Consider the following 25,980-nt stretch of genomic DNA (forward strand, 5'->3'; position numbering starts at 1 on the left):
ACATAGATCCTGGCGGAAATGACGTTTAAAGGCGATCTAGCCCCAGTTTGGTGTTCTGATCCGTATTTTCCTGCGCTATCTGCATCTGTAACGCACACAGCCGCCGGCTCACAATAACGGCACGCTCCGCAGTCGCGGAAACCGCTGCACCGCAAACTCATAATGTAGGAGGCCCAATGGGCAAGATGGCGATTTTCCTGGGTGGATTTCTGGTGTTGACCATTTTGATTGGTGCCTTGGCCACGATCTCTCCCACTTAGTCCTTTCTGCGATCAAACATCTTCCCGCCAGCGCCGTGCCTGAACGACCAACGCTGGCGCAAAGTGCAGCACGACCATTCGCACCAGGTGATGGGTCAGGATAAACACCACGTTCAGCCCGCCACTGAAGGCGACGAGGGCGATGGTTTCGATGGCGCCAGGCATGTACGCCAGCCACAACGACAAGGGATCGCTGCCCAGAACCCGGGCGGCCACTGCGGCAAACGCTGCTGCGATCAGCAGCATCAGGCCGACGGCCATCAGCCCGGCCCGTCCGTGGCGGACAAGTTCTGCGAGGCTGATGTCTTTGAATTTCGAGCCAATCAGCACGCCGAGGAGGACCACGGCGGTGTCGACACTCCATGACGGCATGTGGAAGGCCTGGAGATAGCCCATCTTGAGGTAGACGCCGGTGACGACGATCGCGGTGAGCATGAACGGCGCCGGAACGCCAACGCGCAACAGCAAGCGGCCGAGCAAAAGGCACAAGGCGATCAGCGACAGCAGGGTCAGCGCGGTACTCAGCAGCAGCGGGCTGCTCTCTGCAAGCGCCACGTCGGTCTGTCCGGGAATGCAGAAGCTGACCAGCACGGTGATCGACAGCAGTCGCACCAGGTGCACGACGATCACTTTGCTGGACGCGCGCTCGGACTCGAGTAAATCGAACACGGCGGCGAGCGCGCCCGGATACACGGCTAACAGGGAGTCCTTCGGGTTCCATCCCGAGACCTTGAGCAGCCACACACCGGCCACGGCGCTCTGGACCGTCAGGCCCAGCAGCATGAAGCCCAGGCTCGGTAACATGGCGGCCGCCGTTTGGCTGTTCCACGAGGTGAACATCAGACCGGTCGCGATCCCCAACACGATTTGCACGTAGACAAGACTGAAGGGCAGCGCGGGAGAAAAACGCAAGTTGCTGGCGATCAACGCGGTGGCGAGTATCGAACCCAGCAACAGACCATGGGGGATACCAGCGTACTGCAGCGCGGTGCCGACGCCGGTGGCGATCAGCAAACACAGGAGGGTTTTCATGGTGTTGATGAGTCTTCCTTGATTCATGTTGAACCCAACGCTTGCATCCGGGCCACGCACGTTTTCCCATCTAACGGCGTGGAGCGTCAAGTGACAAAAAGCACAACGCCTCCACAGTGGGAGGCGTTGCAGTTTCAGCGATACCGCTCGTGTTACTTAACGTCGAAGCGATCCAGGTCCATCACTTTGGCCCAGGCGGCTACGAAGTCTTTGACGAACTTCTCCTGCGCATCAGCGGTTGCATAGACTTCAGCCAACGCACGCAACTGCGCATTTGAGCCGAAGACGAGGTCGACGCGGGTGCCGGTCCACTTCACTTCGCCGGTTTTGCGATCGCGCCCTTCAAACTCCTCATTAGCCTCCGACACCGGTTTCCATTCCACGCCCATGTCCAGCAGGTTCTTGAAGAAGTCGTTGCTCAACGCTTCTGGCTGCTTGGTGAACACACCGTGCTTGGTTTGCCCGACGTTGGTGTTCAGCACGCGCATGCCGCCAATCAGCGCGGTCATTTCTGGCGCGGTGAGTGTCAGCAGTTGCGCCTTGTCGATCAACAGCTGCTCGGCCGCTACGCTGTATCTGCCTTTGAGGTAGTTGCGGAAACCATCGGCGATGGGTTCGAGGAAGCCGAAAGACTCCACGTCCGTCTGCTCTTGGGAGGCGTCCATCCGTCCTGGTGTGAACGGCACTGTCACGGTTTGACCGGCATTTTTCGCCGCCTGTTCGACGCCGGCGTTACCGGCCAGCACGATCAGGTCTGCCAACGAGATTTTGTTGCCGCTGTTATTGAACTCGCTTTGGATGCCTTCGAGCTTCGCCAGCACGTTCGCCAGTTGCTCAGGCTGGTTGGCCTGCCAGAACTTCTGTGGGGCCAGACGCAAACGCCCACCGTTGGCGCCACCGCGTTTGTCGGAGCCACGGAAGGTCGAAGCCGCCGCCCAAGCTGTTGATACAAGCTGCGAGACGGTCAGCCCCGAGGCCAGGAGTTTGCTCTTGAGCGCGGCGACGTCACTGTCGTTGACCAGGGCATGGTCGACCGCTGGAATCGGGTCTTGCCACAGCAGCTCTTCGCTCGGCATTTCCGGGCCGAGGTAGCGGGAGAGGGGACCCATGTCGCGGTGGATCAGCTTGAACCAGGCGCGGGCGAACGCGTCGGCCAATTGGTCTGGATTGGCCAGGAAGCGCCGCGAAATCGGTTCATAGATCGGGTCGAATCGCAGCGACAGGTCGGTGGTCAGCATGGTCGGATTACGACGCTTGGACGGGTCGTGCGCATCCGGAATGATGCCGGCGCCGGCGTTGTTCTTCGGTATCCACTGGTTCGCACCGGCCGGGCTTTTGCTCAACTCCCACTCGAAGCCGAACAGGTTCTCCAGATAGTTGTTGCTCCATTTCGTGGGTGTGGTGGTCCAGGTCACTTCCAGGCCGCTGGTGATGGTGTCCGCGCCCTTGCCGGTGCCGAAGCTGTTCTTCCAGCCAAAGCCCTGTGCTTCGAGGCCAGCGGCTTCGGGCTCGGCGCCGACATTGTCGGCCGGTCCGGCGCCGTGGGTCTTGCCGAAGGCGTGGCCGCCGGCGATCAGTGCCACGGTTTCTTCGTCATTCATCGCCATGCGCGCGAAGGTTTCGCGGATGTCTAACCCGGCCGCGACCGGGTCGGGGTTACCTTCCGGACCTTCCGGGTTGACGTAGATCAGGCCCATTTGCACGGCGGCGAGCGGGTTCTCCAGGAAGCGTCCCTGCTCGGTGCGGCTCTCCTCATTTTCCCCAGGCTCAGCTACGAGTGGGCCTTCGCCAGGCTCTTGCATGGGCTCGTTTTTTTTGCCGTAGCGGGTGTCGCCGCCCAGCCACTTGTTTTCCGAGCCCCAGTAGACGTCCTCATCCGGCTCCCAAACATCCGGGCGACCGCCGGAAAAGCCGAAGGTCTTGAAGCCCATGGACTCCAGCGCGACGTTGCCGGTGAGGACGATCAGATCGGCCCAGGAAATTTTGCGGCCATATTTTTGCTTGATCGGCCAGAGCAGCCGGCGCGCCTTGTCGAGGCTGACGTTGTCCGGCCAACTGTTGAGCGGCGCGAAGCGTTGCTGACCGGAACCGGCGCCACCACGACCGTCACCGGTGCGGTACGTACCGGCGGCGTGCCAGGCCATGCGAATGAAGAGTGGCCCGTAGTGACCGAAGTCCGCCGGCCACCAGTCCTGGGAATCGGTCATCAACGCAGTCAGGTCTCTTTTGACCGCTTCAAAGTCCAGGCTTTTGAATGCTTCGGCGTAGTTGAAGTCCTCGTCCATCGGATCGGACAGGGACGAGTGCTGATGGAGGATCTTCAGATTCAGTTGGTTCGGCCACCAGTCGCGGTTTGTCGTGCCACCGCCAGCGGCGCTAATGAACGGGCATTTCGATTCGTTTGCCATGTGTGAGCTACCTTTGGTCGTATTCATCCGGCTATCCGGCCCAACGTGGGCGTTAAACAGCAACGGGCGAAACCAATGACACAGGCTGCAGGGCCAGCAGTTTGATCAACTGATTGTTTTGATCACACGGGAATTCTGAACAGCGGCAATCGAGTTGCCTGCACGGTGGCCTACGGCAGGTTTAGTCAGGCTTCTGACCCATTCCTATCTCCTTATCAGCTCTTGACCGGCCGGCTTATGGTGCCGGCGCTCGAATAAGGTTAGACCCCAGTTGGGAAGTCAGCTAATAGGGGGAGTATTGGCTCGTGATAGGCAGAGTCTTTTACGGGTATCACGGGCAGGCCCCGCGTCTATTTGAAGCATAGACGCGGGAAAGCCGTTACTTGCGCACGTTCTGGTACAGCATCAACCTTGAGGTTTCATGCATGGCGCGGGTCAATTGCGACAGGCGCTTGAACTCTTCAGGGTTTTGCTCGGCGACGTTGTCCAGCGGCGTCGGTGAGGCCAGGTCATGGAGACTTGGCGAGCTGCCGTCGTGTTCCATTTGCACCATGTAGTGTTGAGTCACGCCGGCAATCAGCGGGAATGTGCCTTCACGCAACACCAATGGCACTACGCGTTCGCCTTCGGGCGCGGGCTGCTGAATGTCACGGCCCATGCCGCTGTTGCGAAACTCGAGGCCGGCCATGCCCGCCACGGTGGGCAGCAAGTCCACCAGACCGACCGCTTCCTTGACCTTACGCGTCCCCAGCAAACCCGGTGCGTGGATGATCATCGGCACCGCGTTGCTTTCCAGGCCCAGTTGCTCGTAGGCCGGTGCCAGGAACGGGATCTGCGCGATTCGGGTGTTGTGATCGCCAAACAGCACGAAAATGGTGTTGTCGTACCAGCCGCCTGCTTTGGCGATTTCCATCAAGCGACCGATATTGAAGTCCAGCAAACGCACGGCGTTGTACTGCTCGACACTGCGCGACCCTGCGGCCTGAACTTCGGCCAGGGTAGGGTGCTTGACCTCGAATCCATCATTGGTCTTGGGAATCGTGAAGGGACGATGGTTGCCGGCCGTCTGCACATAGGCAAAGAACGGTTTGTCCTTGGGCAGTGCTTGCAGGATCTGGTCGGTTTCCTTGAACAGGTCCAGATCGGAAATCCCCCAGACATCCACTACCGGAGATTTCCAGTCCCGCTCTTCGAACAAGCGAACGCCGTCGATGCTTTGCCGGATCAAGGCATTCATGTTGGCCCAGCCGGAGTTACCGCCGATGGTGTAGATCTTCTCGTAACCGGTGAAGGCGTTGATCAGTGTGTTTTGCTGGGTGATCAACGGATTACGCGTCGCGGTTTCCTGACGAGTTACGTCAGGCACCCCGCTGATGCTGGCCCAGACGGTTTTTGCGGTCCCCGTCACCGGCACATAGAAGTGCTCGAAGAACCAGCTCTGCGTGGCCAGGCGGTCGATATTCGGCGTCGGATTGATTGGGTTACCGTAGGCCCCGACGGCGCTGGTGCCCAGCGATTCGAGCATGACGAACATCACGTTCGGCGGCCGCGAGCCCGGTATTTTGTAGGGTTGTGGCGCCTGGTGACGGACGAAATCAAGGGTTTGCGGATCGGGCTTGTCTACGCCCAGGTAGTTGGCCATCACCGCGTAGTGCTCGCGCACCTGCGCTTCGTCATAGCGCGACTGGCCGACTTTGACCGTGTCGTAGAGGAACAACACCGGGTTCAGGCCCAACGCCGCGATCTGGTTATTGCCAGAGAAGAACGCATCGCTCCAGCGCAATGGGACCGGGTTTTCAAGGTTCATGTTTTCGACACGACCTAAAATGCCCAGCAGCACCGCCACGACCATCAACGCGCCACCCCATGTCGCGGAGAGCCGGCGAATGGCTTTGCGGGGGCGATCCAGCGTTACGCGTTCCAGACGCACCAGAGCCAGTGTCACCAGCGCGACCGTTGCCAGCCAACCCAGTGAAATCCAGATCACCGGGTAAGTCTGCCAGACCATGTCACGGGATATTTGCGCATCCTCGATGAAGCGCAGCACGGTGGCGTTGATCCTCACGCCCAGGTAGGCGTAATGACCAAAATCGATGATGTAAATCAGCAGCAGGACGCTCAGGGCCGCGACCAGATACACACGTGCGATGCGGCGAAGCAGACGGCTGCCGATCAGGTTCCAGCGAGGAATCCAGGCCAGCAACGCCAACGGCAACATCGCCAGGATGGCCAGGCGCAGATCGAAACGAAAGCCGATCCCCAGGGTTTCCATGACGGCATTTTGGTCAATCAGCGCTCTGGCGTCGAAACCCGAATAGCCGAAAAAGAACATGACCCGAAGCACAGCAAACAGCGCGAACGTAATCGCTGTCGCGCCCAGCCAGTAATGTAAACGTCTCGAGTGCAGCCAACCCATCCCTGTTCCCCTGTTAATAAAGTCGTTAAATCTCAAACGGAACTGGACACATCGCCCACTGCACCACGGCGCTTGGTTGCCCGGCGATACGTCCAGCGCACGGCAAGCAGCAGCAGTGCCACGCAGCAATACAGACCCAGCAGCGGATCAACCAGGTAATCCCAATAGTTTTGCGAAGGTTTGATCCCTGCGATGAAGGCCAGGGTCGCGCTGGCCAGCATGACAACGGCCAGGCCGTTGCGCAGGTAAAACAGGCCCAGTGTCAGCACAGCGAGGAAAATCAACATGGGGCGCGGGCTGTAGCCAAGCCGATAGGGGTCCAGATCACTCATGCCCAAGGTTGCCGGGTACAGCACCAGGGCCATCGCGGCGAAGAGGATCAGTACGCCAGTCTTCCCCCGCGCAGGTGGCAGGAGGTCCAGCCGACGCAAGCAGCCCCACGCCATGAACACCATGGAGGTGATCGCCAGGTCATCAATGTAGCTGCGCAAATAGGCGGCCAGCGATAACCCGTCCAGCGATATGAAGCTGACTGCCAGCAATGCGGCCAACAGTGCGATCCGCCAGGTCCTGGGCAAGCCGAAAGACGGCAGCACCAGGAAGATGATCATTGCGAAACTGACATGGGCTTGCCACAGGCTGATCATTTGCGACGCTCGTTGAGCCAGGCATCGTTGAAGGTGACGTGTTTGATGAAGGTGTTGTTCCAGGAATAAACCAAGTGATACATCCCGTCGGGGCTGCGGATGAAGTACGGGTATTCATATTCAAATTCACACCCTTGGCTTTTACAGACACGGTTGTCGAGGTTATCCAGGAACTGTGCCTCCAGCGGTTGGCGAAGCGCGCCGCTGGAACCGCGGAACTCCCTGCCGATGATTTCCTTGTAGGCCTCGGGAGAAAACGGAGCGCCTTCTGGATCAGGTGACTTGTCCAGGTCCCGCAACGAGCGCCAGTCGTCCATTTTTGCGTCGGTCCCATACAGACTCAGCTTGAAGCGCCCCTCCTGAAGGTCGTTGAGCGCCACCAGCAACCCATGTTCAGGCGTCGCGACGGCGGCCAACGATGAGTTCGGATTCGAGGGGTCGAGCGGATAAGGTTCGCTCCAGGTTTGACCGGCGTCATCGGTGCGGGTCGCCAGCACACGGTGGTGGGTGTCGCCGGCATAGCGCAGCAAGGCGATACCGCGCTGGCCGTCCAGCGGAACCACCGTGGGTTGCAATGAATTCATGCCGTGGCTGATGCGGAATTTGTCGATCACATTGCCGTCTGCGCTCAAGTAGAGGTATTCGGCAAACTTGCCCAGAAACTCGTGGTAGACCGGCAAACCGATGGAGCCGTCGGCATGAAACACCGGTGCCGACCGGACCAGGGTGCTGATGTTCAGAAAGGGTGAAGTGATCAGTTGGCGCGGAGCGGACCAATGTTCACCGAAGTCGTCTGAGACCATCACATTGACCGCGCTGCCGGCCCAGCCGCCCATGGACACCGACACGTAGAACAGCCACACGCGATTATCCGGCGCGAGGGCAACCACCGGATTGCCCAGCTTGCGAATGTATTTTCGCGTGCCCTGTTGGGTCGAATCCCGCGTCGCCAATACCTTTTCTGCACCCCACTCGCCGGTTTTCGGGTCGAAACGGGCGGAGCGCACCTGCACATCGGCTGCGCCTTCGCGGGAACCGGCGAACCAGACCGTCATCAGGCTACCGTCGGGCAAGGCAGTCACTGCCGAGGAATGCACGAAATCCACCAGCCCGGAGGAGGCGAAGCGGCTGGTGTAAATGGGCTTGGCCACTTGGCCGGCCACTGCCATCACTGGGCTGATCAGGGCAAAGGAAGAGTGCGTATTGGCAGGATTGAAGAACCATGCAGCCGCAAAAAGGCAAGAGAGTGCAAGGTATGCACCGAGGGCAGGAACGCTGGGAAGTTTGATGCGCATAATTAAGACTTTGGCATCTCATGGCCCGATAAAGCGCTCAAGCTAACACTCGGTAGTTCATGATCGGGTTTTATGAATTTCTACTTTGTAAGCAATTGTTTGTAGCGTGCGGCCAAGTTGACGTGTAATGCTCGATTGAGAGTCGGAGACGACCGGATTAGACGGATTCTGTTGGATTGAGTGGGCGTCTCCGCCATTGGTCGCAAAAGCCGGACATGAGCAATGACTTGGCTGGTCCGGCTTGAAAAAAGAGGCTGTGTTCCTAATGCCGATCAGTTAAGCCGTAATGCAATCTGTAGCAGCTGAATTGCTTATCTGATCAACATTAGGCTGTGTTCCCCGGGCGGCGGCGAGGAATCTGTTTTTGTGATCTTAGTGGGTCAGAAGTAGTACCCGATATTGACGTTGGTCCGGTAATACCACTGATTGCTGCCAACCGAACGGGTATTGGTAAAGCCCGTACCGTTTTCCGCACCGCCATAGGGGTTGGCGTTTTTTGCCCAGGTCAGGTCGACCCACGCCATGATCGGCATGGCCAGGAACTGCGCACCGACGGTGTACATCTGCGAGTCGTCCCAACCGCTCTTGTCTTTCATCATTCGACTGTAGTCGTTGTACAGCTTGATCTTCTTCAACTGACCCAGTTTTGGCGTGGGGATGTCATAGCCGACGTTCAGCGAGGCAATGGTGGCTTTAGAGGCGATCAGGTACGCGGGTGTCAGGCCGTTGCCGCCCATCAGCACCGAGTCGTTGCTGACACCGGCAGGGTTTTTGGGGTCGTACTCGTAGCGAATGCCTTGGGTGGAAACGGTCCACGCGCCGGCGTTGATGATTGCGTGGATACCGCCGGCCCAGTAATCGCCGTCGTCTTTGGTGGTGGCGTTGTACAGCTGGGCGGTGGCCACCGACGCGCCGATTTCGGTTTTCCAGCCGTCATTATTAAAGGTCCGCGCGACCCGGGCGTTGATCTGGTTGTGTTTCTCGTTGTCCTGGCGCGACTGGGTGAAGGGGATCGCATTGTCCTTGAGGTCGGCGTAACGCCCGACTTCCGGCGAGTAGCGAATGTCGGAAGGCAACATGCGCGGGAAGTACCCCAGTTGCAGATCCCAATCCTGATCCTTGTAGCTGTACTTCAAGCCTGTGCCGGCGCTGACGCCATAACCCATGAAGAAGGGCAGGTGATAGCTCCAGCCAAATTGCGGATAGGGTTCCAGGCCAAACGGTTTGAAAGGCGCGCCCAGTTGCAGGTTTGAGTTGCTGTTCAGGCGGTAACCGACGAAGCCGCGGTCGATGGAGTGCTTGCCGTCATCCTGAAACCAGTAGCCGACATCGCTATAGAGTTTTTTGTAAGTCGCCTGTACGTCGATGCGGAAGGTGTCGAAGAGAAAACGCCCGTTGTTTTCGGTGGTGTCCCAATGCTCGTCGCGGTAGTTGGTTCGCAGGGCACCACCGATGTCCAGGCTGCTTTCGCCATCGTCGCTGCGCCAGGCGATATGCGGAAACGGTTTTTTACCGGTAGTCGACGTCACGGGCGCAGCGGGACCGGGTTCACCGGCGAAGCTCACGCAACTGCTCATCATCAGTCCCATACATATAACGTAATGCTTCATGTTGACTCCGCTGCTCAATTGAACGCTACAAAGTGACCGGCAACACTGTTCCGTTCGCCTTGAAACTGGCGATGGGTGAATAACGTCGAGTGTTGCTTTGATTAAGTGCGTTTCTGTTTTTATTGTTTCATGGGTAATACGGCGTATGGCCTATGAACTCAGGGTTACCTGAGCAGAAACTATGCCAACTGTTAAGCGTCTTTAAGGTTCTTAAAAACTCAATAAAAACAATTGTTTATATGGGAAACATAGTTGTTTGTATTGCCCATGAAACAGGCGCGTCGAGGGGTAACGAAACTGCACGTTCACTGTGCGTTTTTTATTTCCCGCGCATAAAAAAGGCCGACATACCTGTCGGCCTGTTTAACCCTGGAAACTTGATACTCGCGTTATAGATCCAGTACCAATCGCCGACTCTTGCAACCCGACACACACACCATCATGGATTTGTTGGCCGCACGTTCGGCTTTGGTCAGCACGCCGTCCCGGTGGTCGACATCACCTTCCAGCACGCGTGTTTCGCACGAACCGCACACCCCTTCGCGACAGCTGTATTCGATGTCGCAACCCGCCTCGAGCAGCACGTCGAGCAAACTCAAGCCGGGCTCGATCGACAGCGTCTTGCCGGTTTTTTTCAACTCGACGCTGTAGCTGCTCTGTGCGTCTTCAGACGGCGGCAGTTCGGCCGCCGCGAAGCGCTCGATATGCGCATGAGGGTAACCGAGGCCTTCGCAGGTGCTTTCGAAAGCATCGAGCATCGGCGTCGGACCGCAGCAATAGAAGTGCGTATCGCTGGGCTGATCGGCCAGATAAGCGCTCAGGTCTGGCGGCATGCCCTTTTCATCGTTGAAGTGATAGACGACTTTGGCACTCAAGCCGCTGAGTTCCTCAACCAGCGCAGCTTCCTGTCGCGAGCGGGCGCAGTAGATCAGCTCGGCGGATTTTCCCAGTGCCAGCAGTTGGCGGAACATGCAGTAAATCGGTGTGATACCGATGCCGCCGGCCACCAGCACGCTGTGTTTCGCACTCAGGTCGAGCTGGAAATTATTGCGCGGCGACGAGATCGGCAGTTGCATGCCGACCCGCAGTTGCGCGTGCACAAATTCCGAGCCGCCGCGGCTGTTGCGATCACGCAGGATGCCGATCACGTAACGGCCTCGATCGCTCGGCGAGTTGAGCAATGAATAGCTGCGCACCAGTCCGTTGGGTAAATGCAGATCGATGTGCGAGCCGGCATCAAACGGGGCGAACACCGTGTCGCCAAACGGCCGCAACTCGACGCTGATGATGCCTTCGGCTTCATAGCGCAGCGTGTGCACGCGAGCGGTGAGGGGGGAGGAATGGGACATCGGTCACCTCTTTTCGACAGTACGCAAATCGAGATCGAGACGCGCACTGGCCTCGATCTCCACCCGCAATTCGGGAAACACCAGTGCGCTGACTTCGACCAGCGTGGAAGTCGGGAAAACCGCCTGACCTTCGAAGAAGTCACGCCGTGCGCGACCCACTTCGTCCTTGTCGGCGATGTCGGTGACATACACCGTCAGCCGGTAAATGTTGCCGACATGCCCACCCGCCGCCTCGACCAGCACCCGGACTTTGTTCAGCGCGACAAGTGTCTGGGCGTAGGCATCGAGCGGCGCGTCAGCCACTACGGCCAGGCGTGTAGCGGGATGTCCGGTCATGCCGGACATCACCACTTCATTGCCGATCAGCAAGGCATTCGACCAGGTGGCGCTGGCCGGCTCGATCAACGAGCCGGCCTGAACACGTTGCACGGCTGCGTTCATGGCAACTGCTTCGCGTCGATCAGCTCCAGTTGGGCCTTGGCTGCGTTTTTCAGGTAGCGACGCAGACGCACCACACCGAGGTCGTGCTGGTAGAGGTTTTCCCGCTGGTTGGCGTCCGGTTCCATGAATTCGAGCAGCACCCGGTCCTGTTCCAGCACCGCCCAGTGGCGTGCTTCCAGGCGATTTTTGTAGAGGAAACGCCAGGTGTCGCGCTGCCAGCCGGTCAGTGGGCGGCAGCGCCAGTGGAACACCGCCGACAAGGAACGGCTGCTCGGTGTGTAGCTGCCGATGATGGTGAAGTTGCCGCCGGGGCCACCGGTTTTCGGGTAGGGGATTTCCAGGCGCAGCCAGTGGCAGCCGTTATCCATGAACTCGGTCCAGTCGAAATTCACCCCACGCTGGCCTTCTTTCTCGAAGAAGAAACCGTTGTCGGTGTCGCGGGTGACGAACTTGGCGGTGGCTTCGCCTTCGCTCATGGAGTGCGACATCTTGTGCAGGTAGGTGCCGTGCATCGGGTCCATGACGTTGTCGATGACGTAGCGGTAATCGCCTTTCCACTCGGTGTAGCAGAGGAAGCTGCTCCATTCCGGGGAGGTCAGTTGCTCTGGCAGGACCAGCTCCGGCGGGGCGTCCACGTGCGGATCTGCAGCGTTGTACAGAAAGATTGCGCCAGCGGCTTCACGGGTGTGGAACATGCGTGTCGGGCGGCTGCCTTCAAGCTTGCAACCGGGGCTGCCGGGGACTTTGGTGACGGTGCCGTCGCAGCGCACTTCGACGCCGTGATAAGGGCATTGCAGACGGTCACCCAGCACCGGCCCCTGGGACAGCGGCGCGCCGCGATGAGGGCAGTGATCTTCCAGGGCATGGACGCTGCCGTCATTGTCGCGCCACAGGGCGATCTTGTAGCCCAGGCGGCGAATCGATACCGGTTTTTCGCCCAACTGATCGGAGGGCAGGACCGGGAACCAAAGGTTTTTCAACCCGTTGGCCAAGAGGTGTTCAGCTGGATCGACGGTTGTATTCAGGTTCATTTCTTATTGTCCTCCGGCGGGTCATTCGCCCAGCCGAGCCATCAGGGTTTTATAGGCGTCTGCTGTCCACTCTCCGGTGGTCAGAGGGCAGGGCGGCCCGGCCAGATTCAGGTGCGCGAGCAGGTCGGGCAACTCGGTCACCCCGTTGCCAAAGGCGCGCTCGATGGAGTCGCCGAGCAACTCTTCGAACTGGGTGTTGGGACGTTTGCGGGCCTGATGGGGCTCCAGGTAGGGTTCGGTATTGCTCATCTCATTGACCTCCGTTACGTACCCGTTCGCGGATCATTTCGCGCACGGGAATAAAGTCATACGTCGGGAAAACTTCGGTGCTGAACACACCCCAGGCCGAGCGTTCGAGCTCGACGTTGAGGGTCGGCAGCAGGCTCGGCGGCAAACGCAGAGTGACGATCTGGCCCAGGCCCATGGCCACGGTCCAGGACACCACCTCGACGCCTTGCGGGGGAAACCGTCCCCACCAGTCCTGCTGCTTCATGTGCCGCTGAATCTCTTCCAGGTTCTTTGATTGGTCGTGCTTGAGCAGCACGGTCACCAGCAAGGTCTCGCTCATGGCTACGGTCCTGCTCACGCCACGTTCGGCATCGGCACGGCCCAGGCGTCATAGCCATAAACCCAGTCGGCGTTGCCGCCGTCCTTGAGCCATTGGTTGCCGCGCGAGCCGATCTGGATCTGACTGGTGCGTTGCAGCCGCGCCTGCTGATAAGCCTGCAGGGCATCGGCGATCTGCGCGGTGCTGGTCAGGTCTTGCAAATGGCGAGCGAGCACAACCGCGTCTTCGATCGCCTGGCCGGCGCCTTGCGCCATGAACGGCATCATCGGATGGCAGGCATCGCCCAGCAGCGTCATCGCGCCCTTGGACCAGAACGGCAGCGGATCGCGTTCATACAGCGCGGTCTTGAGCACCTCGTTGCACGCATCCAGCAGAGCGCGAGCATCCGGGTGGAAGTCCTGATAATGGCTGCGCAACTCGTCGGCATCACCGGCGCTGGTCCAGGACTCTTCATGCCAGCTGTCCTGAGCGGTGGTGGCGAAGATGAAAATGTCCCGGCCCTGGTTCAGCGGAAACGTCACGATCTGGCTTTGTGGAGTAGGGCCCCACCATTTAGTGAACGCCTGAATGTTCGGCACATGGGCCACGCGTTCGGCAGGTACGACGGCGCGGTAAGCGACTACTCCGGTAAAGCGCGGTTGCTCATCACCGAACAGCGCATTACGCACCACCGAATGGATGCCATCGGCGCCGATCAACAGATCGGTGACGTGACGGCTGCCATCCTTGAAGCGCAACTCGATGCCGTCGGCGGTTTGCACGACGTGCTCGGCGCGTTTGCCAAACTTCACCTGCTCCTGCGGAAAGACGTCTGCCAGTGCAGCCAGCAGATCGGCGCGGTGAATGGTCAGTTGCGGTGCACCGTATTTCTGTTCGGCGGCATCGGACATTTCCAGGCGCGACGTTTCCTCACCGCTGTCCCACAGACGGCTGATCCGGTGGGTTGGACGAGCGGCCGGGATGCGCACGGCAGCGCCCACTCCGAGACCATCCAGAGCACGCACGGCATTAGGTGTCAGGTTGATGTCGGCACCGACCCGCAAAAAGGCTTTCGACTGTTCGAATACGGTGACGTTATGGCCTGCGCGAAGCAGCGCAATGGCGGCGGTCAAGCCACCGATACCGGCCCCGGCAATCGCGATATTCAGTGAGGACATGAGTAACTCCTGCTCAGGGTTTCGGTTTGTCGGTGAGGAACTTGCCTTGCGGCGCTTCGACGTTTTGCTGGCGTCGGGTATTGCCGTCGATGCCGCCGGCAATCGCCCATTCAGCGAACATCGTCGGGCCCGGCTCGAAGTCCCGTGGCTGCCATTCGCCAGTCAGTTGGTCTTCGTCGGCGTAGTACTCGACCAGTGCGCCGGCCGGGTTTTTGAAGTACCAGAAGAACGCCGACGACACCGGGTGCCGACCCGGACCGATCTCCGTGGCCCAGCCGCGGCGGGAAATGTGCATGCCGCCACCGAACACTTCGTGCACATCGCGCACGGTGAAGGCAACGTGGTTCAGGCCGGCGCGAGGGGCGGGCAGTTGCAGCATGAACAGGTCGTGGTGGCCGCCTTCTTCGGCGGTGCGCAGGAACGCCCCGCGATCCGGATAGCGGTCGGAGGCCTGGAAGCCGAAACGGTCGTGGTAGAAGGCTTCGCAGGCATTGACGTCCTTGACGAAAAACACCACATGGCCGACTTCGATCGGCGTGGCGCGGTCGTAGATCGGCGCAGCCTTGTTGATCCGGCCTTTGGTCTGCCAGGTGTTATGGCCGCTGCACTCGATCTCCAGTTCACGCTTGCGGGTCACTTGCAGGCGGATCGCCAGGCCGTTGGGGTCGGTGCAACCGATGCGCCCATCCGCTTCGATGAAGCCCGGATCGTTGGCAATTCGTTCGCTATAAAGCTTCAAGTCAGCGTCGCTTTCGACGCCCCAGACTACTTCGCGCACGGTCGAACCGGCTTCGATGGCGGGTGGCAAACCGGCCTTGTTGATGTCGGCGAGCACCACGCGGCAACCGTTGAGGGTTTCGAAGATCACTTCGTCAGGCTGCTCGCTGACTTTTGTCAGGCCCCAGTCGCTGAAAAAACGCACGCTGGTGTCGAGGTCCTCGACGCCGTAGGTGACTTCATCAATGCCTAAAACGCTCATAACCCAACCTCTCGTTGCACACCGGCCCAGGCCAGTGGCTGTTCATTCATGCCCCAATAAAGGCTTTTCTGTTCCATGTACTGCAGGATGCCGAGGCGACCTTTTTCACGGCCCAGGCCGCTGTCGCGCCAGCCGCCGAACGGTGTGGAAATCGAGAACTGTTTGTAGGTGTTGATCCACACTGTACCGGCCTGAATTTTTCGGCCCAGCGCCCAGGCGCGTTTGTAGTCGCGCGTCCAGATGCCGGCGGCGAGGGCGTACAGGCTGTCGTTGGCCTGCTCGAGCAATTGCGCTTCGTCGTCGAAGGGCATCGCCACCAGAACGGGGCCGAAGATCTCTTCCTGACAAACCTGTTGGCTGTTGTTCAGGCCTTCGAGGATGGTCGGCGGGTAGTAATAACCCTGGTCATACACGCCGCCGCTCGGACGCTTGCCACCGAGCAGCAGGCGTCCACCTTCGGCCAGCCCTAGAGCAACATAACGCTCCACCGAGTCGCGGTGGCCGGCGCTGATCAACGGGCCCATTTGGGTACGTTCATCGGCCGGATCACCGACGCGCAGTTCGGCCGCAGCGGCCACCAGGCGCGACATGAACGGCTCATACAGCGCGCGGGCGACGAACAGCCGCGAGCCGGCGATGCAGGCTTCGCCCGAAGAGCTGAAGATGCCGTACAGCACACCCGCCACCGCGTGGTCGAGGTCCGCGTCGTCAAGAACGATGGTCGGTGATTTTCCGCCCAGTTCCAGCGACACCGGCATCATTTTGTCAGCGGCGATGTGGGCAATGTGTTTGCCGGTTTTGGTGCCGCCGGTGAACGACACGCGCTTGACCAGCGGATGACGGGTCAGCGCATCACCGAGCAGTGAACCTTTGCCCGGCAGCACACTGAGCAGACCTTTCGGCAGCCCGGCGTCCTCGCAGATGCGCGCCAGTTGCAGGGCCATCAACGGGGTGATTTCCGCCGGTTTGATCACCACCGCGTTGCCGGCGGCCAGTGCCGGAGCTACCTTCTGCGCTTCGCTGGCAATCGGCGAGTTCCACGGGGTGATCGCGGCGATCACGCCCATTGGCTCGTACACACTCATGCTGACGAAATCACCACGGGACGGCGTGATGGTTTCTTCGAGGGTTTCGCAGGCCGAGGCGAAAAACTGGAACGTGCCGGCGGCGCTGGCCACCAGGGCTCGGGTTTCGTTGATCGGTTTGCCGTTGTCCTGTCGCTGCAATTGCGCCAGTTCTTCGCTGCGCTCACGGATCAGTTCGGCAATGCGGTACAGCACGCCGGCCCGTTCGTGAGGTTTGCGCTGCGCCCAGCCGCTGTGCAAAAACGCCTGGTGGGCGCCTTGCACGGCGTCTTCAACGTCCTCGACACTGGCGGCATTCAGCCAGGCGACGGCTTCGCCCGTGGCGGGGTAGCACGTGGCATAACGCTCGCCGCGACCGAGACGCCAGTCGCCGGCAATGCAGATCGGTAAAGTCTGTTCGAGAGTCATCGACGGTCCCCTAAATCGAAATCGCGTGGGCGTGGTTGCCCAAGGCGCGGACAACGCTGTAAACGGTCAGCGCCGAGGTCTTCGGGTTGGCCAGCAGCGGTTTGCCACGCAAGCTCAGTTCGAAACCGCCAAAAGCACCTCGGGCTTCGAAGTGATGGACGTTCTCCTCGCTCAGCGGGTCGGCGATCAGCGTCACGTGTGTGCGGTCCAGGCCAAGTCCGGCCAGCGATAAGGTCGCCGCGACGTTGGCGTTTTTTGGATAGAGCCGTGCCGCTTCCCGGGCGCTGCCCTGAAAAATCACCGTGGCTTCGGTAATGCTGTCCAGGTCACAGGCCTGTTCAGCGGGGGTGTTTTTCCAGGCTTTGGCCGGTTTGCGGCCGGTGTAATTGACCGAATCCAGCCCACCGACTTTGGCTGCCGACAAGGCGTCGATGCCGCCGATGGCGCCGGGCAGCAACTCGATGCGGGTCTGGCCGCGTTCGGCTGCCGCTTCCAGACGCTCCACCAGGCCGACTTCGGACAGCGCGCCGACCGAGACGATCAGGCAGGCAATGCCACGCTCCAGCGCCGGCAACACATGTTCTTCGATGGCGCGGTGGCCGGCGCACTCGACCAACAGGTCCGGGCGGGCGTCGGCTGGCAACGCGGTCAGCACCTGCGGTGGTTGCTTGAAACTGGCCAGCCGCTGGCGCACCAGTTCTTCAGACCCGGCCGAAGCGATGACGTAGTCAACGCACAACTGCGGGTCCTTCTCCAACAGTTCGAGCACGCCGACGCCAATGGCGCCGCAGCCGATCATGGTGATATGCAACATGACGAAGTCCTCAGGCCGTGGCTTTTTGCGCTTTGGTTTCGCTGTTGGGCGGACCGGCGAACTGGGTGGCGAAGCTGCCGACGGCGAGCATGTCGACTTCCAGCAGGAACGGGCCGGGTTGAGCCAATGCGCCGTCGACCACGCGGCCGAAATCCTTCAGGTCGGTGACCAGGCCGTGGCGCAGGTTCAGCGATTCCGCCAGCTTGGAATAATCCGGGGTGTGCAGGTCGACGTAGCAGTGACGGCTGCCGTAGACCGCGTCCTGAATGTTGCGGATCACACCGTAGCGCTGGTCGTTCATCAGCAGAATCACCACGTTGGCTTTTTCTTGCACCAGCGTCGCCAATTCGCCGAGGTTGAGGATGAAACCGCCATCACCGGCCAGGGCGAAGACCTTGCGCTCAGGCGCCGTTTCAGCCGCGGCGACAGCCGCGCCGATGCCCATCGACAGGCCCTGGCCAATGCCGCCGCCGAGGGCATGCACGCCGGCGCGCGGGTGGAACAGGGTCAGCAGGCGGTTGCCCCAGATGCTGTTGGACAGCGTGACATCGCGCACCCAGGAAAAATTGCGCCCGGTGATGGCTTGCAGCTGTTCGACCATGGCCGAGTACGGGCCGAGGTCGGCGATCAATTGGGTACGGGATTTTTCACGGACGTCCTTGAGTTCGGCGAGGAATGTCGGGTCGATCTGCAGGCGACCTTCCAGACGATCCGCCAGGCCTTCAAGGGCCAGCGCCGAGTCGCCACAGATGAACAGTTCGCTGTTATAGCTGCGACCTTCGATGGCCGGGTTGGCGTCGATGCGCAAAGTGTTGCGTGGCAATTTCAACGCGTACTTGAAGGTTTCGTTGCTGCGCAGACGGGAGCCGGCGATCAGCAAGGCATCGCAACGTTGCAGGAACTGCTCGACCTGTTTGTTTTGCGAGAACGCGCCAAGGCAACGCTCGTCATCTTCGTTGACCACGCCGCGACCTTGAGTCGAGGTAATCACACCGACGCCCATGTCCAGCAGACGTTTGACTTGCGGCCCGGCATGCCGTGCGCCGCCGCCGAGCCACAGCAGTGGACGGGTGGCCGTGGCCAGACGCTCGGCCACCAGGTCCAGCGCTTCGGGCGCGGGGACGGCCACTGGAATCGGCAGCGGTGAAAGGTCGGTCGGCATCGTGATAAACGTCGACTGGATGTCGATCGGGATTTCTACGCTGACCGGCCCGGTAGGAGCGGTCAGGGCGGTTTGCACGGCCAGTTTCATCGTACTGATGGCGGTTTCGACGCTGCGCACGCGAAACGCAGCCTTCGACACGGCCTTGAGCATGGTCAGTTGGTCGCGGGCTTCGTGGATGTAGGCGAATTCCTGGTCCAGGTACGGCGTTTCAATCTGCCCGGTGATGTGCAGCAGCGGTGTGCCGGCGGTCAACGCTTCGACCATGGCGCCTGCGGCGTTGCCGGCTGCGGTGCCGGTGGACGTCAGGCAGACACCGAGGCCGCCGGTGGTGCGGGCATAGGCGTCGGCCATGTTGGTGGCGCCGGCTTCACCGCGAGCCATGACGAAGCGGATATTTCCGCGAACCGCGAACGCATCGAGGATCGGCATGTTGTGGATCGAGATCACGCCGAACGCAGCCTTGACGTCGCATTGCTCGAGAAACGCGGTGATGGCAGCGCCAACGGTGACAGTATTTTCATTACGCATGGCGGGACAGGCCTCCAGAAACATCGATATGGCTGCCTGTGGTGTAAGCCGACAGAGGCGAGGCCAGAAACAGGATCGCGCGGGCCGCTTCAATCGGCAGGCCCAGACGCCCTAAGGGAATGTGTTTTTGTTGCGCGAGCCGGGCGGTCCATTGGGTCCAGTCCAGATCCCGCTCTTCGCGGGTCTCGAAACGTCGACGCCATTGCCCGGACTCAACCAGGCCAATGAGGATGCCGTTGACCCGAATGCCCTGACCGGCAAATTCGGTGGCCATCGAGCGCACCAGGTTCATGACCCCGGCGCGAGCGGCCGAGGTGGCGACCATGTGCGGTTCCGGCTGGCTGGCCAGCAGCGAATTGACGCAGACGATGGCCGCGTTCGGCTGGCGTTGCAGCTGTGCCATGAAGGCGTGGACCGGGTTGATCACTGAGAAGAATTTAAGGTTCAACTCTTCGGTCCAGGCGCTGTCGGTGGTGTCGGCGAAGGTCGACACCCGACCTTGCCCGGCGTTGTTGATCAGCACGCTGGCCGGGCCCAATGCGGCCAGGCTGGCCGCGGCAAACGCCTTGACCGAGTCCGCATCGAGCACGTTGCAAACATGGGCGAGCAGCCGTGCTTCGGGGAAGCGTTGACGCAACTCGGCTTCGGCGCTGCGCAGCCGGTTTTCGTCCCGGCCACAAAAGGCCACGGCCGCGCCGGCTTCGAGCAACAACTCGACGCAGGCCAGGCCAATGCCCGAAGAGCCACCGGTGACTATCGCGGTGCTGTCTTGCAGTTGATAAAGGCTCATTTCAATCCCTCATCAATGCAGTGACGCGGTGCTGACCGTCATGGGCAGCAGCGCTGTTGTAGTTGAGCAGCCGCGACAGTTCGTCGGCGCTACGGCGCACTTGCAGGAGCAACTCGTTGAAGTTGACGTGAGCGATCTGTGCGGTCGGGATCGTGACGCCCAGCGCGGCGACGATCCTGCTTGTCTCATCGCGCACCGGGGCGGCGACGGTCGAAATCGTTGACTCGAAAAAACCTTCGCTGCTGACGAAACCGCGCTGGCGGTCGGCCTGAACCAGGTCGAACAGTTCCATCACGGTTTTCGGCGTGCACGGCGAGAACTGCTCCAGGTGTTCTTCCGGGTACAGCTCACGCAACTCGGCCAGCGACAGGTCTTCGAGCAGAATTCGCCCGAGGACCGTGGCATGGGCGGGCAGGCGAGTGCCGACGTTGACCGCGCTGGAGAACACCGACGGCGGCGACACTTTGGCGACATAGACAATCGAGCGACCATCGCGCACCACCAGGTTGCTCGGGTAGTTGAGGCGGTCGCACAAACGAGCCAACAGCGGTTGACCCAGTTCGGTCAGCTCCAGCGAAGCCAGGTATTCAAAGCCCAGGCGCAGCACCGACATGCCCAAGCGGTATTCATTGCCGCTGCGGGTGACGAAGCCCATGGTTTCCAGGGTCGTCAGCAGACGGAATATGGTCGAGCGTGGCAGTGCCAGACGCCGGGCCAGTTCCGGCGCGGTCAGCGTGCGATTGCGCCGGCTGAATTCGCAGAGCAGCAGCAGGCCGCGCTCGAGGCCCGGCACGATGTATTTGTCCTGAGCGTCCTTCAGCAGATCTGAATCGTTCATAGAGATGCACCTGTCAGGGATTCTTTAATGGCAAAGGCCAGACGGCCCGCCACGACATAAGGTTGTTCAATCGGGCTGGCATGCCCGGCATCGGCAATCAGGTTGAACGTGGCGCCCAACGCCTTGGCCAGGGTCAGGCAGCATTCGGGCGCCGTGATGCCGTCGGCTTCGCCGCAATGCACTTCGCAAGGCATCGACAGCGGTGGGTGCCGCAGCAGGTCATCGCTGCACAACAGTTCAATGGCCTGGCGATAGCCATCGGGATTGAGCCGCGCCATGTTCCATCGCACCCACGCCAGTGCTTTCGGGCTGGCGGCGGGTGACAGCATGTAGGGACTGCGTTGCTCGGCCATCTGCTGAATGCTCAGTTGTTCCAGGGCACGCAGGCGTTTGTTGCGCACTTCCTGACGTTGCAACGCGCGTGATGGATGGCCATAGCCTTGGGCCGGGCTGATCAAGACCAGCCGGCTGATCCGTTGCTGCTGCACGCCGCTGGCGAACGCTGTGGCGGTAATCGCCCCGAGGGAGTGACCCACCAGCACACAGCGCTGGATGCCCAGTGCGTCGAGCAGTTGCAGCAGTCGTTCGGCGTAGTCCGAAGCGTCGGGGGCCAGCGATCTCAGCGGCGTGGAATCACCGTAGCCGGGAGCGTCCCAGGCAATCACCCGGGCGCTCTGGCCAAGCTCCTGCGCCACCTCTAACCACGACGCCGAGCCCGAGCCGATCCCGTGCAACAACACAATGGCCGGCCCGGCCCCGCATTCGCGAAAGGCCTGGCGACCGCCGGCGATCTCTAGCGTGCGTACCGCAAAGTTCAGGGCCAGTTGTGCCTGGAGGTCAGCCGTGAGCGGCGAAACGAGATTATCGATGGCGTACGACATGGGCTTATCCGCGCTTGATCGAGGCCAGAGGGTGTTCTGGCGGGTAGGTCGGGGTCAGCGGTTTTTTCGCGCCGAGCATCACGCACATCAGCGCGTCTTCATCGCCGATGTTGATCTCTTCGCGGTACACGCCGGGCGGCACGGAAATCACGTCGCGGTCGGTGAGGATGGTTTCGAAACGCTCGCCGTCCTTCTCGATCACCACCTTGAGTTTGCCGCGCAGCACAAAGAACACTTCTTCGACGTCGGTGTGCAGGTGCGGCGGGCCTTCGTGACCGGCCGGAATCACCATGGTGGAGAACGTGAAGTTCTCCGACGGGATGGTGTTCATGTCGGTGCTCACGCCGGTGCCGCCGGTGCCGATGTAGCGCATTTGCGCACGACGGAATTTCGGGTCGTAGTCAGCCTGGAACTTCAGCGCGTTCCAGTCGTACTTGCGCGTGTCGTAACGGGCGATGCGGGTTTTCATCCAGCTTTCGAGATCGCTGCCGGCCGGCTGTTCCCAGCTTTTCGGGGTTGGTTGCTGTGATGACGAGTGTGCGGATAAATCGGTCATGGCAGTCTCCAGATTCAAGGCATGACGAACCCGCCGTTGACCGGCAAGGTTTGTCCAGTGATGAAGCGGGCGAGGTCGGACAGCGCGAACAGCACGGCGCCGCTGACGTCTTCGGGAAGTTGCGGGCGTTGAATGGCCCGGTGGTCGTTGTACAAACGGTGACGTGCTTCGGGCACGTAGGCGGTGGCTTCGACCAGCACCAGGCCGGGCGCGATGGCGTTGACCGTGATGTTGTCGCTGCCCAGTTCGCGGGCCAGGCTGCGGGTCATCGCAATGATTGCGCCCTTGCTGGCGACATAGGCCAGCAGGTTGGGCGCACCCCACAGCGGCGTGTCCGACGCCAGGTTGACGATGGCGCCATGACCACTGGCGCGCAGGGCTGGCAGACACGCCTTGGTCATCAGCCAGGTGCCGCGCACGTTGACTTGCATGACCTGATCCCAGGTATCGAGGCTCAGCTCTTCGCAGGTCTTGCCGCCGGAATTGGTGATTGACGCGTTGTTCACCAGACCGTCGAGGCCGCCGAGCAAGCGGGTGGCTTCAGCCACGCAGGCATCGATCGAATCGGGTTGCGCCAGGTCAACCGACACGCCATGCACGGTCAGGCCTTCGGCGACGAGTTCAGTGGCCGATTGCTGGACGCGTTCGGCAAGAATGTCGGCGATCACCACGTGGGCACCGGCGCGGCCGATGGCCTGGGCAAAGGCATAACCCAATCCGCGGGCGCCTCCGGTGACCAGGATCCGGCGGCCTTCGAGCAAACGATTGAGGGCCGTCATCATTGCGTACTCAGCATGGCTTTGGGCATGTAATGCAGAACGCGTTTCTCGGCCCAGACCACCGCGCCGTAAGAGAGCACACCGATCAGCGTGAGCATCACAATCGCGACGAATACGCCCGCGGTGTTGCCCTGACCTTCAGCATCGACCAGCAGGAAGCCCAGGCCCTGGTTGCCGCCGACCAGCTCACCGACGGTGACGCCGATCACGGCCAGGGTCGAGGCAATGCGCAAGCCCGAGAACAGCGCAGCCATGGCTGAAGGGAACTCCACCAGGCGGAAGATCTGCCAGCGACTGGCGTTCATGGTCCGGACCAGGTTGATCATGTCCGGGTCAACGGTGCGGATGGCCGACAGCACGTTGATCATCACCGGGAAGAACACAATCAGGATCGCGATCAGGATCTTCGGGTAGATGGTGTAGCCCAGCCACATCACGAACAGCGGGGCGAAGGCCACTTTCGGGGCGATTTGCAGGGCCAGAATGTAAGGCGACAGCATGGCTTCGGCAGCGGGCGAGAGCCCGAGCGAAACACCGATCGCCACGCCGAGCAGAGCGCCCAGGCCGAAGCCGACGATGATCTCGAAGGCGGTGATCAAGGTATGTTGCAGCAGGCCGCCGGTTTGCCACATCACCACACTTTCCTGGGCCACGCGGCTCAGGTGCGGCATGACGAATTCAGGCATGCCGAGCAGTCCCGGGCCCCATTGCCAGAGCACCAGAAACAGGATCAGCAGGGCAACGCTGCCGAGCATGGAGTTATTGAGGTTTTTCATCGTGTCGTTACCTTGTTGTCACTCGCCGTTATTGCGCAGCTGTTTGGGTGTCGATGAACTGGTTGGTGTACAGGTCGTCGAGCTTCGGTTCCTGGGTGACGATGCCTTCGCTGACATAGAACGTGCGGACCGCTTCCAGTCGCGCCGGATCGATGCGACCCAGTACGGTTTGGTTGGCGTAGACGTGTTCGACGTAAAGCTTGAAGACCTTCTCCAGCGAATCTTCCTTGCCGGCGTAGGCGGGCACAGCTTTGGCGAAGGTGACCGCAGCGGCGCGCGGGTCCTGGATGATGTCGCGCATGCCTTGCAGGGTGGCCTGGACCACGCCGCGAACAATCTCCGGGTGCGTCTTGATGGCGTCGTCCGACGCGAGGATCGCCTGAGCCATGCTTTCGAAAATTTGCGATTGCGGGATCAGTTTGATCTTCACACCGGCTTCTTCAGCGTTGACCACCCAGTCCGGTACGCCCGCCATCGCCTGGGCTTTGTCAGCCGAGAACAACTGCCAGACGCCCGACGGGCCGGCCGCCTGGATGTTCACGTCGGTTTTGCTCAGGCCTGCTTTGCGAAGGGAGGCGAGCAAGGCGTAGTAGGTGGTGTCCGAGTAGGACATCACCGTCATGGTCTTGCCCTTGAGGTCGGTGATCGAGTTGATATTTTCGGCGGCGTTGGTGGCAATCATGGTCACACCGCCGGCGCCCAACACAGCGACGGAGCGCACCGGAATACCGTTGGCCCGCACCACAATCGGGGTATCACCCAGGGCACCGCCGAGCATGGCGTTACCGGCACCGATCTGCTTCGCCACGTCCACACCGCCCTTGGCCGCGATGAAGGTCATGTTCAGGTTCTGGGCGGCGTAGTAACCCTTTTGCTGGGCAATGATCCACGGGGCGAACGCCGGCGAGTTCGGCGGCGCCGGCAACAAGTAGGTCACATCGGTGGGCTGCGCCTGAGCGGCGAAGGCCATGCCCAGGCCGAGCGCAATGCCGCTGGCCTGGCTGAAGCGTTGAAACAGAGACTTGAACATGCGTACTCCTGAATCGGTTGATGGCCGCAAGGGCGTTGATCAATGCAGTTCGGTGTCTTCGCCGACTTTCAGCAACTCCATCAGGCGACCGGCCAGCGGACCGATTTCCGGCAGCTTGCGACGCTCCAGCGGGTTGTCGCGAAACGGCAGGTCGACGGTGATTTCTTCGATGATGGTGCCCGGGCGGGCACTCATGACCAGCAGCCGGTCGGACATGGCGATGGCTTCGATCAGGTCATGGGTAATGAACAGGGCGGTTTTCTTTTCATCGAACAGCATCCGCGCCATGTCCTGCTGCAGGATCATCTTGGTCTGCGCATCCAGGGCCGAAAACGGCTCGTCGAGGAACAGCACTTGCGGGTCGATGGCCAAGGTACGAGCCAGGGCCGCACGCTGCCGCATGCCGCCCGACAGCTGGAACGGGTAGTGGTCGGCAAAGCCTTGCAGGTGGCAACGATCGAGCAGATCTTTGGCCACGGCCTGACGCTTGGCGGCCGGTACACCTTGAATTTCCAGGCCCAGTTCGACATTGCGACGAATGCTGCGCCATGGCATCAGCAGGTCTTTTTGCAACATGAAAGCAACTTGGCGAACCGGACCTGTCACCGCTTCACCGCCGACAAACACTTCACCTTCGGAAGGTCGATAGAGGCCGGAGCCCATGTTGAGGATGGTGCTTTTGCCGCAACCGGAAGGGCCGATGATCGACACCACTTCACCGCGGCGAATCTTGAAATTGACTTCGCGAATGGCAAACGGCGCTTCGGATTTTCCTTTGGCCGGGAAACATTTGCCGACATTGCGAAATTCAATTTCGATGGGCTCCAGATCTTCCTTGGGAGCGGGTTTATTCCATTGGGGGGCGATGGCGTACATCTCGTTCACAGCCATTGGGAAGGGTCTCTGGTCTGTTTTATAGGTGATACGGTGGTTAGTGCATGAACAATGCCACCCCAATGCCAGGTTGAATTTTTGTTAGAAAATCTTTGTTTATTAATGAGTTGTGAGGTTTTTGAGATTTTTGCCGTGTTTCATATACGAAACGTGGTTTCTTGTATGGCACGAAATTTCACATCGAATGTGCTTGCCATGGGAAACGGCGAGAAAGAAGGACTTGTTGAGGTAACGCGAATCGGG

General features: G+C 60.5%; 24 protein-coding genes. All 24 read right to left on the reverse strand.

The window, feature by feature from the left end; genetic code table 11:
• Nucleotides 1-272 precede the first annotated feature (272 nt).
• The 24 genes from KGB23_RS13240 to KGB23_RS13355 all read right to left on the reverse strand — a co-directional run bounded on the left by KGB23_RS13240 (nucleotide 273) and on the right by KGB23_RS13355 (nucleotide 25,719).
• A complete protein-coding gene (locus KGB23_RS13240) occupies nucleotides 273-1,292 on the reverse strand; it encodes an AbrB family transcriptional regulator (RefSeq protein WP_223431394.1) in 1,020 nt (339 codons plus the stop codon).
• 152 nt (nucleotides 1,293-1,444) lie between these two features.
• Nucleotides 1,445-3,700, reverse strand: a complete 2,256-nt coding sequence (katG, locus tag KGB23_RS13245; protein ID WP_223431395.1) for a catalase/peroxidase HPI — start codon at nucleotides 3,698-3,700, stop codon at nucleotides 1,445-1,447.
• A gap of 379 nt (nucleotides 3,701-4,079) precedes the next feature.
• On the reverse strand, nucleotides 4,080-6,116 hold the full coding sequence (locus KGB23_RS13250) for an LTA synthase family protein (RefSeq protein ID WP_223431396.1): 2,037 nt from the start codon (nucleotides 6,114-6,116) through the stop codon (nucleotides 4,080-4,082).
• 32 nt (nucleotides 6,117-6,148) lie between these two features.
• Complete coding sequence (locus KGB23_RS13255; RefSeq protein WP_223431397.1) at nucleotides 6,149-6,763, reverse strand: hypothetical protein; 615 nt, start codon at nucleotides 6,761-6,763, stop codon at nucleotides 6,149-6,151.
• Nucleotides 6,760-8,058, reverse strand: a complete 1,299-nt coding sequence (locus KGB23_RS13260) for a sialidase family protein (RefSeq protein WP_223431398.1) — start codon at nucleotides 8,056-8,058, stop codon at nucleotides 6,760-6,762. Before KGB23_RS13260 ends, KGB23_RS13255 begins: the two co-directional genes overlap by 4 nt.
• 380 nt (nucleotides 8,059-8,438) lie before the next feature.
• Complete coding sequence (locus tag KGB23_RS13265) at nucleotides 8,439-9,668, reverse strand: hypothetical protein (protein ID WP_223431399.1); 1,230 nt, start codon at nucleotides 9,666-9,668, stop codon at nucleotides 8,439-8,441.
• Between the two features lie 389 nt (nucleotides 9,669-10,057).
• A complete protein-coding gene (locus KGB23_RS13270; RefSeq protein ID WP_223431400.1) occupies nucleotides 10,058-11,017 on the reverse strand; it encodes a PDR/VanB family oxidoreductase in 960 nt (319 codons plus the stop codon).
• Between the two features lie 3 nt (nucleotides 11,018-11,020).
• Nucleotides 11,021-11,458 (reverse strand): Rid family hydrolase, encoded by a 438-nt coding sequence (locus KGB23_RS13275; protein WP_223431401.1) that lies wholly within the window; start codon nucleotides 11,456-11,458, stop codon nucleotides 11,021-11,023.
• The gene (locus KGB23_RS13280; protein ID WP_223431402.1) at nucleotides 11,455-12,489 is read right to left on the reverse strand and encodes an aromatic ring-hydroxylating oxygenase subunit alpha; all 1,035 of its coding nucleotides are present in this window, start codon (nucleotides 12,487-12,489) and stop codon (nucleotides 11,455-11,457) included. Before KGB23_RS13280 ends, KGB23_RS13275 begins: the two co-directional genes overlap by 4 nt.
• A gap of 21 nt (nucleotides 12,490-12,510) precedes the next feature.
• A complete protein-coding gene (locus KGB23_RS13285) occupies nucleotides 12,511-12,738 on the reverse strand; it encodes a recombinase-like helix-turn-helix domain-containing protein (RefSeq protein ID WP_027923567.1) in 228 nt (75 codons plus the stop codon).
• Between the two features lies 1 nt (nucleotide 12,739).
• Complete coding sequence (locus tag KGB23_RS13290; RefSeq protein ID WP_223431403.1) at nucleotides 12,740-13,057, reverse strand: hypothetical protein; 318 nt, start codon at nucleotides 13,055-13,057, stop codon at nucleotides 12,740-12,742.
• 14 nt (nucleotides 13,058-13,071) lie between these two features.
• Nucleotides 13,072-14,214, reverse strand: a complete 1,143-nt coding sequence (locus KGB23_RS13295) for an FAD-dependent monooxygenase (RefSeq protein WP_223431404.1) — start codon at nucleotides 14,212-14,214, stop codon at nucleotides 13,072-13,074.
• 13 nt (nucleotides 14,215-14,227) lie between these two features.
• Nucleotides 14,228-15,193, reverse strand: a complete 966-nt coding sequence (locus KGB23_RS13300) for a VOC family protein (protein WP_223431405.1) — start codon at nucleotides 15,191-15,193, stop codon at nucleotides 14,228-14,230.
• Nucleotides 15,190-16,686: an aldehyde dehydrogenase gene (locus KGB23_RS13305; protein ID WP_223431406.1), complete on the reverse strand. Its 1,497-nt coding sequence runs from the start codon at nucleotides 16,684-16,686 to the stop codon at nucleotides 15,190-15,192. Before KGB23_RS13305 ends, KGB23_RS13300 begins: the two co-directional genes overlap by 4 nt.
• Before the next feature lie 10 nt (nucleotides 16,687-16,696).
• Complete coding sequence (locus KGB23_RS13310) at nucleotides 16,697-17,500, reverse strand: aspartate dehydrogenase (RefSeq protein WP_123368849.1); 804 nt, start codon at nucleotides 17,498-17,500, stop codon at nucleotides 16,697-16,699.
• A 10-nt stretch (nucleotides 17,501-17,510) separates the two neighbouring features.
• Nucleotides 17,511-19,193, reverse strand: a complete 1,683-nt coding sequence (locus KGB23_RS13315) for a thiamine pyrophosphate-binding protein (RefSeq protein WP_223431407.1) — start codon at nucleotides 19,191-19,193, stop codon at nucleotides 17,511-17,513.
• Nucleotides 19,186-19,983, reverse strand: coding sequence for an SDR family oxidoreductase (locus tag KGB23_RS13320; RefSeq protein WP_223431408.1), 798 nt, complete (start codon nucleotides 19,981-19,983; stop codon nucleotides 19,186-19,188). The genes KGB23_RS13315 and KGB23_RS13320 overlap by 8 nt, the downstream gene beginning before the upstream one ends.
• 1 nt (nucleotide 19,984) lies before the next feature.
• Nucleotides 19,985-20,821, reverse strand: a complete 837-nt coding sequence (locus tag KGB23_RS13325; protein WP_082555898.1) for an IclR family transcriptional regulator — start codon at nucleotides 20,819-20,821, stop codon at nucleotides 19,985-19,987.
• On the reverse strand, nucleotides 20,818-21,702 hold the full coding sequence (locus tag KGB23_RS13330; protein ID WP_223431409.1) for an alpha/beta fold hydrolase: 885 nt from the start codon (nucleotides 21,700-21,702) through the stop codon (nucleotides 20,818-20,820). Before KGB23_RS13330 ends, KGB23_RS13325 begins: the two co-directional genes overlap by 4 nt.
• A 4-nt stretch (nucleotides 21,703-21,706) precedes the next feature.
• Nucleotides 21,707-22,258 (reverse strand): cupin domain-containing protein, encoded by a 552-nt coding sequence (locus KGB23_RS13335; protein ID WP_149418820.1) that lies wholly within the window; start codon nucleotides 22,256-22,258, stop codon nucleotides 21,707-21,709.
• Between the two features lie 14 nt (nucleotides 22,259-22,272).
• Nucleotides 22,273-23,040, reverse strand: coding sequence for an SDR family oxidoreductase (locus tag KGB23_RS13340; protein WP_223431410.1), 768 nt, complete (start codon nucleotides 23,038-23,040; stop codon nucleotides 22,273-22,275).
• Nucleotides 23,037-23,813: an ABC transporter permease gene (locus KGB23_RS13345; protein ID WP_027923579.1), complete on the reverse strand. Its 777-nt coding sequence runs from the start codon at nucleotides 23,811-23,813 to the stop codon at nucleotides 23,037-23,039. The genes KGB23_RS13340 and KGB23_RS13345 overlap by 4 nt, the downstream gene beginning before the upstream one ends.
• Nucleotides 23,814-23,841: 28 nt before the next feature.
• The gene (locus KGB23_RS13350; RefSeq protein ID WP_223431411.1) at nucleotides 23,842-24,843 is read right to left on the reverse strand and encodes an ABC transporter substrate-binding protein; all 1,002 of its coding nucleotides are present in this window, start codon (nucleotides 24,841-24,843) and stop codon (nucleotides 23,842-23,844) included.
• A 39-nt stretch (nucleotides 24,844-24,882) separates the two neighbouring features.
• A complete protein-coding gene (locus tag KGB23_RS13355) occupies nucleotides 24,883-25,719 on the reverse strand; it encodes an ABC transporter ATP-binding protein (protein WP_223431478.1) in 837 nt (278 codons plus the stop codon).
• Nucleotides 25,720-25,980: the final 261 nt, after the last annotated feature.

The sequence above is a fragment of the Pseudomonas sp. GL-B-26 genome (assembly GCF_019947405.1).
Lineage (GTDB): Bacteria > Pseudomonadota > Gammaproteobacteria > Pseudomonadales > Pseudomonadaceae > Aquipseudomonas.